Consider the following 10,957-nt stretch of genomic DNA (forward strand, 5'->3'; position numbering starts at 1 on the left):
TGCGTGGATTGAGGATAAAGGCCGTCTGAAACGGAAACGTAAAATTATAAAGGGTAATGCTGATAAGCAGGCAATATGTTGTTTAATCGCTAAATTTTTCAGACGGCCTTAAATGTCGGATGTCTTTTTACTGCTTCCAACCAGCTGTCCGGCGTTTGAAACTGCATCAGGCCGTCTGAAAGCGATACTGCGGCTTGGGTAGTCGAAGCGCGGGTCATTTTTTCGTTGGTTTCGGCATCGTAAATGGTGTAATCGATACGCAGGCAGCTTTCGATCTCGACGATGTCCATATCAACGCGGATCTTTTGGCCGAAACGGGCAGGGCGGATGTATTTGAGGTTCATCTGCACAATCGGCCAGCTGTACCCCTGCCGTCCCATCTCGTTGTAGTCGTAACCGATGGAAGACAAAAAAGCACAACGTGCGGTTTCAAGGTATTTGACATAGTTGCCGTGCCACACGATGTGCATGGCATCTACGTCAAAAAAAGGAACTTCGGTTTCAAAGCTGTGTTGGCAGTAGATGTGTTTTTTCATGGTTTAAAAGAGTGAGTGTGATGGTTTCAGACGGCGTCTTCGCCCCAAAAATCATAAAAATTGAACCATTGTAGCGGATTTTGCGCACATTCTTGCGCCAAAATGTCGGCAAAACGCTGCATCGCGTCTTTGACGGCAGCCTCGCGGTTGCCGCGTTTCCAGCTGGAAGTGTCGGTAAAGCGGCGCAGTTTCAAATGATAGCGGCCGTTTTGTTTGACGCAAAACAGCGTGTTTACCTGTGTTTTTAAAAGCGAAGCCAATAGCCATGCGCCTTGCGGCATAGGGGCAGTGTGGCCTAAGAAATTAATGTCGGCGGTTTTCTCACCGCGTACAGGCACGCGGTCGGCCGCGATGGCAATCCATTCGCCGTTTTCGATACGGTGGTTTAATTCCATCATCAGGGTGGTGTCCAAATCTGTCACCTGAATCAGACGGATATGATCTGCACCGGCTTTTTGCAATGCCTCGTTAAATGCCTGCGCGTGTTTGCTGTGCACCAATACGTTGAGTCTGAAATTTTTATGGTGTGACACCAGCGCACGGCAAACTTCGGTATTGCCCAAGTGTGAGCAGGCAAAAATCTGGCCGCGTTCGTTGCGCTTGACTTGCGAATAGATGTCGTCCGGGTCTTCAATTACCAAATCTTCATAACGGATTTTGCGTTGCCACACGGCAAAACGGTCGCAAACCGCTTCGCCAAATGCGACGAATTGTTTGAATACGCTGTGTTTCGGCAGGACAGTATGGGGAAAGGCCATCTGAAGACGGGTTTGATAGCGTAAGACATGACGGCGCGGTTTGGGCGCGGTTGCATAAAAATACAGCACCACAAACCAAATGCACGGCCTCATGAAAAAAGCCGGCAGATAGCGCACCATCAATGTGGTCAGAGCGAGAAACAGGCGGTTGCCGCGTTCGGGCTGCGCCGCCCAATGGGTTTGTTTATTGTCGGTCATGGTTTCAGACGGCCTTTCCGAAAACTTTACCCAATCGGTGTTTCAACATACCGAAAAACAGCCGTGTGTGCATTTTGCTGATGCGGACATTGTCGGCAAAGGCATCGAAGTGGGACACGCCGTCGGCGGCGTATTGGACGGGCGTTTTAATCCAAACCGGTTTGACATCGCGCCAGTAGAGGCGGATAAGGATTTCTGTATCGAAGTCCATGCGGTCGCCTACAGTTTCTTCGCGGACAACGGATAGCGCGGGTGTAAGCGGATAGAGGCGGAAGCCGCACATGCCGTCTTTGATGTCGCATGACCAAGTGTGCAGCATATTCCAAAAGTCGGTAATTTTGCGTCCGTAAAGTCGTGCTTTGGGCGCGTCATTACCGTATTGCGGCCAGCCGCAAACAACGGCTTCGGGATTTTGTTCTGCTGCGGCGAGGAGTTTGGGTGTGTCGCTTAAGCAATGCTGGCTGTCTGCATCAACCTGCAAAACGTGGGTATAGCCATGTTCTTCAGCGTATTCCAAACCGGTTTTGACCGCTGCGCCTTTGCCGCCGTTGATGGGACGGTAAAGGACATCAATGCCTTCTGAAACCAAAGCCTGCAATACAGGTTTGCATTCTTCGCGTGAACCGTCGTCCACAATTAAAACGTTTAAACCGAAGCCGCGCATGGTTTGGGCAACGTGGCTGATGGTGGTCGGGTGGTTGTAATGTGGAATGAGGGCCAGGGTTTTCATAAATATTTTTTAGACGACGTTAACACAATGCAGAGTATAGCAAATAAACATGCCATAGCGTTTGAAAAGGCCGTCTGAAACGGCGATGACAAAATCGTTTGATTTCGTTTTTCACTGTTTCAGACGGCCTTTGCTATGCCATTAATTCAGCATTGTACATGACCGACATCGAGGCATAAATCATGGAATTCATTGAGCGTGCTGCGGTGGCCGATGCTGATGATGATGCTGTCGGGTAGTTTTTGCTTTAAGGCACGGTAGAGCATGGCTTCGGTCGGTTCGTCCAAGGCGGCGGTGGCTTCGTCGAGCAGGATGACTTTGGGCTGCGAGAGCAGGGCGCGGACGAAGGCGACGCGTTGTAGTTCACCCGGGGAGAGTTTGTGTTGCCAGTCATCAGATTTGTCTAATTTATCAACCAGATAACCTAATCGGCAGGTGTTCATGGCTTCGATCAGTTCCGGATGTTGTTTGTCGATGTCGGGGTAACAAATCGCATCGCGCAGGCTGCCTTGTGCCGTGTATGGGCGTTGCGGCAGGAAGAGGATGTCTTGATGCGGCGGATGGCTGACTTTACCGCTGCTGCCGAAAGGCCAAAGCCCTGCCAGCGCGCGCAGCAACGAAGTTTTGCCGCAACCGCTCGGGCCGCGTATCAGTAGGGAATTGCCGCTTTTGAGGTTGATGTTGATGCCGTCTAATAAAACTTCGCCGTTGTGGCGGTATAGGGCAACGTTTTCCAAGATCAGGCCGTCTGAAACTTCGGTAAGGTCGGGTTGTCGTGCGGTGTGTTTTTCTTCCGTACTCAGCAAAAAGCCGTACAGACGTTCCAGTCGGGCGCGGTAGGCGGTGAATTTGTTGTAGAACATTCGAAAGAAAGACAGCGCGTTTTGCAGTCGTGCGAAGGCTTGGACGGTCTGCTGGATGTCGCCGATTTTGATTTGTCCGGCAAACAGGCGCGGGGCTTGTAAAATAATGGGGAAGAGTTTGATGCCGTTGGTGAACATATCGTTAAAGCCGCTCAGGCAGACGCTTTGTCGCGCAATGCGCCAACGGTTGCGGATAATGGCTTTAAAACGGTCGGAAAGCTGGTCGTGTTCGTGTTTTTCGCCGCTGTAAAACGCCACGCTTTCGGCGTGGTCGCGCACGCGGATGAGGGAATAACGGTAGTCGCCGTTGAGCTTTTCGTTTTCATAGTTGTAACGAATCAAAGGGTTGCCTATCCACATGGCGATAAAGGTCGCCAAAATCACAAACATATAGACAAACCAAACGATGCCGTGCGGAATGTCGAAGCCGAACACGTTCAGGATGCCCGCCAAGCCCCACAAAACAACGGCAAATTCCAGCGAGGTAACGACCGAATTGACCATGCCGCGCACAAATTCTATGGTCGAGGCGATGAAATCCTGCGCATCTTGTTGGATACGCTGGTCGATATTGTCCGGCGCATGACGGCGCATTTGCAGGAGGTAGTAGTTTTTGTCGGCAAGCCAGCGCGAAGTCAAAACTTCATTGAGCCGCTCCGACCATTTAATCGACAAACCTTGATCGAGAAAGTCGTTGACGACGTTGTTAAACGCCCGTATCAACACCACGCCTGCATTCATCGCTGCAAACATCCAAAACGCGGAGGCATTCAAATCTTGCATCGAGTCGTAAAGCCCTTTGGACATAAAGGTACTCAACACATTCAGCCGTACTTCGGTTAACAGCAGCGTAATCATCGCCGTAATCAGCAGCAAAACTTTGACGGTACTTTTCGGCGTCAAACACAGCCGCAGGATATAGCTAAACTCGCGCCCGAAGCGTGTGTTGCGTGCAAAAAACAGAATGACCGCTGAGGCTGCAGCGACCATCAATAAGGTCTGCAACAGCCAAGACGGCGTGGAATAAAGCTCGATTTGCCATTTTTGCATGGGGTGTTCTCTGAAAGGATGTAAAGGCCGTCTGAAAGGACGGCAAATTTATTTGACTATGGTAACTGTAATAATAGTTTTCTGAACTGTTGTATTTTTTGTATTTACAAACGGTTCTTATTTGTTTTTGTGGAAAGCAGAAATCTTATCAAATATAATCGCAAAACCAAATTACTTTGTAATTTTTTACTCGATATAAGAATTATTAATATTTCAAACCAGAAGGTATTTTATGAACAGCAAATTAGCCCTGATGCCGCTTTTGATTATGAGCGCATTTTCTTATGCCGCCGATGAAGCGACACCCGAAGCCCCTGTGCAACAGCAGTTGCAGGAAGTCAATGTCCGCGCCGACGCCAAACGCGTCAAAGCCGCCCGTTCTTACTCCATCGCCAGCGACGGCGACTTGCGCGACCGCGTGAACTTGGGCGTATTGGGCAAAGCCAACGCCTTTACCGCGCCGATTACCGTCGTCAACTACGACGAACAAGCCCTCAACAATACTGAAGCGCGTACTTTGGTGGATGCCGTAGCGAAAAAAGACGCTTCCGTTTGGCAGTTCGGCGGCGAAAGCAACACATTGACCGGCCTGTATTTCCGCGGTTATCAGCTTGATGCGCGCCAATTCAGCGTCAACGGTTTGGCAGGCATGTACGGCACGCAAGGTACGGCCAGCGTGCAAGTCGGTTCTGCGCAACTGATTAAAGGCGCGTCCACTGCCGTAAACGGCATGGACCCTGAAGGCGCGGTATCCGGTTCCGTCAATATCGAAACTAAAAAAGCCGCTGACGAAGGTAACCGCAAAATCGGTTTGGGCTGGTTCAGCAACAACCGCGCCCAAGGTACGTTCGACTTGGGCCAACGCTTCGGCGAAAACAAAGAATTCGGCGTGCGCGCCAACGGCAAACTGCGCCACGGCGACACCCCGCGCGACGGTTACAGCGAGGACAACAAAGAATTTGCTTTGAATACCGACTACCGCGGCGAAAAACTGCGCGTGGCGTTCGATTCCATCTACGCAAAACGCAAAACCAACGGCGGCCGCGCGCGTATGCAGGACATTCAAAACGCCAACGGCCGCTTGTTTGACGCACCTGAAGGCAAAGTGAATTTGGCGCCGAGCTGGCAGGCTCAAAACACGCGCGGTCAGACCAATATGCTGACTTTTGAATGGGATGCGTTTGAAAATGCCCAAATTACAGGCGGTATTGGTTATAACAATGCGCGCTATTATGGCAATTTCGCCTCTCCTACCGTTACAAGCAGCGGTTTGACCTACAATTCAGGTCGCGCGCGTTTGACCGACCAGCGTTTTAAAACGCTCAGTATGAATCTGACTGCACGCGGCGAATTTGAAACCGGTCCGGTAAGCCACAACTGGAGTACCGCATTTGACCGCATCGACCGCAAACGCACTACTTATCAAGGCGCACGTCAAACAAGAAGCAGCGTTATCGATCCGAGCATCGACATTCCTACTCAATTGGCAAAATTGGATTCCAACTTAGGCAGCGCGTGGAACCCAACCCCTTCATTGGATACCGTGATCAAAGTAAACAGTTTGGCGGTATCTGACACGCTTGGTTTTGCCGACAACAAATACCGCCTCACTTTAGGCGGGCGTTTCCAAGCCGTCGAGCAGAAAAACAAATTAAACGGCCGCAAAGCAGATGCGAGCCGTTTCAGCCCGATGTTGATGGCAGCATGGGTTCCGCAGCCCGATTTGGTGGTTTACGGAAACTATATGGAAGATTTGGAGCCGTCCGACATTCGTACTGATGACGACGGTCATGTAACGATGGCAGATCCGCGCGTCAGCCGCCAATTTGAAGTCGGCGTACGCAAAAACTGGGGCGACTTTGTCACCACTTTAAACGCGTTCCAAATCAAACGCCCGGGCTACTGGCGCGGCAACACGACTTCAGGAACTGATTTCGCAGCGCGCAAAAATGCAGGCTTGGCTTATAGCGGTTCGGAGCAAGGCATAGAACGCAGCCGCGGTATCGAGTTCAATACCTATGCCAACTTGTTGAACAAAACCCTGCGTCCGACTTTCGGTCTGATGTATCTGCAATCAACCGTAAAAGATTATCCGAATTTCGCCGACAATTTAGTTAACGGCGTACAAGTCGCCAACCCGCGCGTGATTGCCAAAGCAGGCGTGGAATGGGACACCCCGTTTGCCAAAGGCTTGACCCTGAACGGCAACGTTTCGTACTTCGGCAAGTCTTACCAAGACACGCAAAAACAATACGCCTTCCCGTCCTACACTTTGGTTGACATAGGCGCGCGCTACAAAACCAAGCTCGGCAAAAATACGTTGACCGTCAGCAGCTCGGTAGAAAACCTGTTCAACAAAAACTACTGGCAGGTACAGCGCGGCCAATACGACCGCAGCTTCGCCGTTGTCGGCATGCCGCGTACTTATTGGCTAAAAGCGGAATTGGATTTCTAATCTGATTTCGGTTTGACCGTAATAGCAGGCCGTCTGAAAGGGAATGATAAAGAGCAAGAATTTGGTTTTTATCCCTTTTCAGACGGCCTGATTTGATTGCCTTATGTTTTTTGCTTGAAAAATCTTACATGTTTTTTATGGATTTCACGCGAAACAAGGTTAATATTCCATTTTCACAATACATCATTCGAGAAGACATATGAAAAAATCCATCAAACTGACCCTGTGCGCCCTTGCACTCTCACTTTCCGTACAAGCACAAGCAGTTACCCATGCAGTGATTGAAACCAATATGGGCAACATCCAACTGGAGCTGGATGAAGTCAAAGCGCCGAAAACTGTGGCAAACTTTGTCAATTATGCCAAAAAAGGTTTTTACGACAACACGATTTTCCACCGCGTTATCGACAATTTTATGATTCAAGGCGGCGGATTTACCGAGAAAATGGTTCAAAAATCCACCGATAAAGCCATCAACAACGAAGCAGACAACGGCCTGAAAAATAACGTCGGCACCATCGCCATGGCGCGCACCGGCGATCCGAATTCCGCAACCAGCCAGTTCTTTATCAATACGGCCGACAACGACTTTTTGAATTTCAAAAGCAAAACCCCTCAAGGCTACGGCTATGCCGTTTTCGGTAAAGTTACTTCCGGCATGGACGTTGTCCGTAAAATCAGCAAAGTGAAAACAGCGGCACGCGGCTATCATCAAGACGTTCCAACCGAAGCCGTGATTATCCGCAAAGTCAGCATCAAATAATTTTGATTGTTTGAATCCAAACAACAGGCCGTCTGAAACATTCAGACGGCCTGAATTTATTTATTTGATAATAAGCGGCAATTTGGGCGATAATTCAGCATCTACAATTTAAGGAGTCGATTATGCAAACCCGCCTGCCTTTTTTCGGCGTTGTCCGTGTCAGCGGCGAAGACAGAGCTTCATTTCTTCATGGTCAATTATCCAACGATATTAATAATTTAGCTATCGGTCAGGCATGTTATGCCACATACAATACGCCTAAAGGCCGTGTATTGGCGAATATGCTGGTCGTCAATCGCGGAGAAGATTTACTGTTGGTCATGGCTCAAGATTTGACCGAAGCCATCGTCAAACGCCTGAGAATGTTTGTCTTGCGTGCAAAAGTCGTCTTCGAGCTGATGCCCGATTTGGCAGTAAGCGGCGAGTTAGCAGACAATGCAGAACCTCATCCTGCTGCCGAACCGCAACTGTCTTTCCCAGCCCAAATTCAAGCAAACGCCGTAGAAATTGCCTTGCCGCACACAGGCCGTCTGAAAATTTCAGCAGCCGAAAACGCAGCCGAATATCAATCAGAAGCCGAAAACGCATGGAACCTGCACGAAATACGCAGCGGCTATCCGTGGATTTGCGCCGCAACCAAAGAAGCGGCCGTTGCCCAAATGCTCAACCAACACATCATCGGCGCCGTCCATTTCCGTAAAGGCTGCTACCCCGGCCAAGAAATCATCGCCCGCGCCCAATATCGAGGCCAAGTCAAACGCGGTCTGGCCGTATTAAGCGGCGATTCTTTGGAAGCTGCCGGTATTACCGTCAAAGTTGGCGAAGAAGAGGCAGGCGTTATTCTTAATACTGCACTCACAGAGCAAGGCAGCCTCAGCCTCGCCGTTATCAAGTTTTCCGCAGCAGAAGCAGCATTGACCGATGCAGACGGTAATGCTTTGAAACAGGAAAAACTGTTTTTTACGGTAGAGAAAGATTGATTGTCAGATGATTGAATAAAAAGCTTAAATATTAGCTTGAAATGAAAACAGAAAGGCCGTCTGAAATTCAGACGGCCTTTGATATTGAGTTTTGTTGGTACATGACCCAAGCTGCGTTTGCTGCTGACTGGATTACGGCATGGTTTGGAATCATTCGGTAGCAACAAAAACCGCGTGCGTGCGTACCGCACACACCCTACACCTTAATCTTAAGGTTTGCGTCGCCCGCAGTGGTAGGGTGTGTGGCGTAGCCACGCACGCGGTTGGCAGGGGTGCGGGCTACGGCTTGCTATTTGTTAGATTTCCTTCGATTGCAGTCCCGGCACAACATCTGGCAGTTCTCTTCAACCGTTTTCCCACCTTCACACCACGGTGTAATGTGATCGCCTTCCATTTCCGACAATTCAAATTTCTGTTCACAGTGTGGGCAAATGCCTTCTTGTCTTTCGTAAACCTTCTGTTTGATGCTGTCTGAAAAGGCACGGATGTTTAGATACTTTTCATCGTGCGTTAGGACATATTGGTAAATCCCTTTTTTGTTTTCCACGTCGTCGTCGGCAATCAGTTTGGCAATCTCCGCTTCTAATACATCTTTATCCAAATCGGTATCTTTGAAACGGTTATATAGGAATCCCCAAGGCTGCCCTTTCATCAGTTTGATGCGTTTATTGGAAAATTTTAGGTTTACCCATTCAATCACATTTTTGAAATACAGCCATAAATCATCAGCATTCTTATCATGTTGGTGAACCGCCATATATTTGCAGACTGCTTCGTCTCCGTCTTGGTTGGCAATCCACCCGATAGCGGTTTCCAAATAGTCTTGGCGGATGGCTGTACCGTTCAAATAGTCTTTTCCGATTTGGTAGGCGGCACAGTTGGTTTTGCTGAAATGACGTTTGGCATCCGTTACCCAGTTGCCCGAATACACGGCGTTGCGTAATTCTTGGTCGGTCAGTTTCTCACCCGCAATATTGATGGTTTTGAACCAGTCCAGCTTTTCGCTGTCCGTCCCTTCGCACTGGTAAACGGTCAGTTCGTAATTTAAAATCTTCTCCTGTTCGTCTGCCTGCAAATTATGGAAGTAGCGCATCATATAGGCAAAATCGCCGTTCACATATTGGCAGATGGAAACAGTGCGCTGTTGCCCGTCCACGATTTCAAACGTGCCGTCATTGCGCACCGCCCAATACATCACATTAAGTGGAAATCCTTTCAATACGGTATCAATTACGGCATCGCGCTGTTTGTCTTTATAGACAAACTCGCGCTGATAGGGCGGGCGAACGTCCAGTTTTCCTCCATAAGCGCGCACGCCGTCTTCGTTGTTGTCGGTGTAGCCCGCCGCTTTTTTGGTTTCGCTGTCGTAGCCCGTCAGTTCGCGGATAGTGAGAGTGGTCATTTGGATTTTCATGATTATTTTCTCCTAATCATTATGCGTTTATACATCCCTTTCCCTTTTACAACAGGGGCATCATACCGGTCATGAACCTTCTTGATATATTCCAACAATCCGTCGCCCCCTCTATCGCTAGTTCCAATTATTTCAAACTGCTCGGGATTGTATTTATCCAAAAACGTAATCGGCACACCCATTACGCCATCGTAATCGCAGGGAATATCGGCAACTTTGGATACTTCGATGGCATCGTAGTTGTCGTATTGCGGATAATCGGCGGGGTTGTAGGTTCGGTACAGAATCAGTTCTTCATGGCGTTTGGCTATATCCAAGTTGGTAAACCAACAGATATTTCCCATACTTCGCCATTTTTGTCCCGTTTCATCCTGCCAATAGCGTGTTGCTTTTGGCTTATAATAATCAGGTACTTGGAATGCCATATCACCATTATGGTTGCCAAGCCATATTTTATTTTCTTTTAGCAAGGGAAAAATCTCTTTATAGGTAATGGCATTCTGATTGCCGATAATGATGAATTTCTTGCTATATTCAACCAACTGCGCCACATATTCCCGAAATAGCGAAAACGGTGGATTGGTTACGACGATATCAGCCTGTTTTAACAGTTCGATACATTCCTCACTGCGGAAGTCGCCATCGCCTTTCAGCGGTTTGACTGCTATTTCTTCGGGGGTGGGAATGCCGTTGCCGTCTTTGTCCCCTGTATATTCCAGCCAAACCGCCTGTTCGCTGTCGTTTTGGCTGAACAGGTCGCTGTTTTGGTTTTTGTAGCAGGTGGCAATCAGCTTTTTCAGGCCGAGATGCTCGAAATTGTAAGAAAAATAATGGAAGAAATTGCTGACGCGCGGGTCGTCGCAGTTGCAATAAACAGTTTTGTTTTTGAAATGGTGTTTGTAGTGCCGCAGCTCTTTTTCGATGTCGGAAAGCTGGGTGTAGAACTCATCGTTTTTGGCTTTGTTTGCCGCGTGAAGGGATTTGTTGCCTGCCATATCAAACCCCTTTAAGAGTACAAGAAAGGTTTGATATTGTATTGATTTTTAAGTTATAATTGCTGTGCTGTGCTGTGCTGTGCTGTGCTGTGCTGTGCTGTGCTGTGCTGTGCTGTGCTGCTATATCTGTGTCTGCTGTTCATATGATGTTTCCTTGTCTTAATTTATTCAAACAGGCTGCCTGAAAACCCACTTTCAGGCAGCCTGAACTTTCC

9 protein-coding genes are annotated in these 10,957 nt (G+C 48.8%); 3 read left to right on the plus strand and 6 right to left on the minus strand.

What is annotated here, in order from left to right:
• Positions 1-98: 98 nt before the first annotated feature.
• The 4 genes from ACTHSW_RS05520 to ACTHSW_RS05535 form a co-directional block, all read right to left on the minus strand.
• Positions 99-536, minus strand: a complete 438-nt coding sequence (locus tag ACTHSW_RS05520; RefSeq protein ID WP_107696910.1) for an acyl-CoA thioesterase — start codon at positions 534-536, stop codon at positions 99-101.
• 26 nt (positions 537-562) lie between these two features.
• Positions 563-1,492, minus strand: a complete 930-nt coding sequence (locus ACTHSW_RS05525; RefSeq protein ID WP_107696909.1) for an LpxL/LpxP family acyltransferase — start codon at positions 1,490-1,492, stop codon at positions 563-565.
• A gap of 4 nt (positions 1,493-1,496) precedes the next feature.
• On the minus strand, positions 1,497-2,222 hold the full coding sequence (locus ACTHSW_RS05530; RefSeq protein ID WP_107696908.1) for a glycosyltransferase family 2 protein: 726 nt from the start codon (positions 2,220-2,222) through the stop codon (positions 1,497-1,499).
• 146 nt (positions 2,223-2,368) lie between these two features.
• A complete protein-coding gene (locus ACTHSW_RS05535; protein WP_070461739.1) occupies positions 2,369-4,135 on the minus strand; it encodes an ABC transporter ATP-binding protein/permease in 1,767 nt (588 codons plus the stop codon).
• 232 nt (positions 4,136-4,367) lie between these two features.
• Between ACTHSW_RS05535 and ACTHSW_RS05540 the strand changes: the two genes are divergently transcribed.
• The 3 genes from ACTHSW_RS05540 to ygfZ all read left to right on the plus strand — a co-directional run bounded on the left by ACTHSW_RS05540 (position 4,368) and on the right by ygfZ (position 8,333).
• On the plus strand, positions 4,368-6,590 hold the full coding sequence (locus ACTHSW_RS05540; protein WP_070461740.1) for a TonB-dependent receptor: 2,223 nt from the start codon (positions 4,368-4,370) through the stop codon (positions 6,588-6,590).
• A 199-nt stretch (positions 6,591-6,789) separates the two neighbouring features.
• Positions 6,790-7,353, plus strand: coding sequence for a peptidylprolyl isomerase (locus tag ACTHSW_RS05545; protein ID WP_070461741.1), 564 nt, complete (start codon positions 6,790-6,792; stop codon positions 7,351-7,353).
• A 122-nt stretch (positions 7,354-7,475) separates the two neighbouring features.
• Entirely contained in the window at positions 7,476-8,333 is an 858-nt protein-coding gene (ygfZ, locus tag ACTHSW_RS05550) for a CAF17-like 4Fe-4S cluster assembly/insertion protein YgfZ (protein ID WP_070461742.1), read from the plus strand.
• A gap of 289 nt (positions 8,334-8,622) precedes the next feature.
• Here ygfZ and ACTHSW_RS05555 read toward each other — a convergent pair whose 3' ends face one another.
• Together ACTHSW_RS05555 and ACTHSW_RS05560 are read right to left on the minus strand one after the other, a co-directional pair.
• A complete protein-coding gene (locus tag ACTHSW_RS05555) occupies positions 8,623-9,735 on the minus strand; it encodes a GmrSD restriction endonuclease domain-containing protein (protein WP_234396200.1) in 1,113 nt (370 codons plus the stop codon).
• A gap of 14 nt (positions 9,736-9,749) precedes the next feature.
• Positions 9,750-10,742 carry an adenine-specific methyltransferase EcoRI family protein gene (locus ACTHSW_RS05560; RefSeq protein WP_070461744.1) on the minus strand — a complete coding sequence of 331 codons (993 nt, stop codon included), beginning with the start codon at positions 10,740-10,742 and terminating at the stop codon, positions 9,750-9,752.
• Between the last annotated feature and the right edge of the window lie 215 nt (positions 10,743-10,957).

Source organism: Neisseria sp. P0008.S004, from assembly GCF_051962755.1.
Taxonomy (GTDB): Bacteria; Pseudomonadota; Gammaproteobacteria; order Burkholderiales; family Neisseriaceae; genus Neisseria; species Neisseria subflava_A.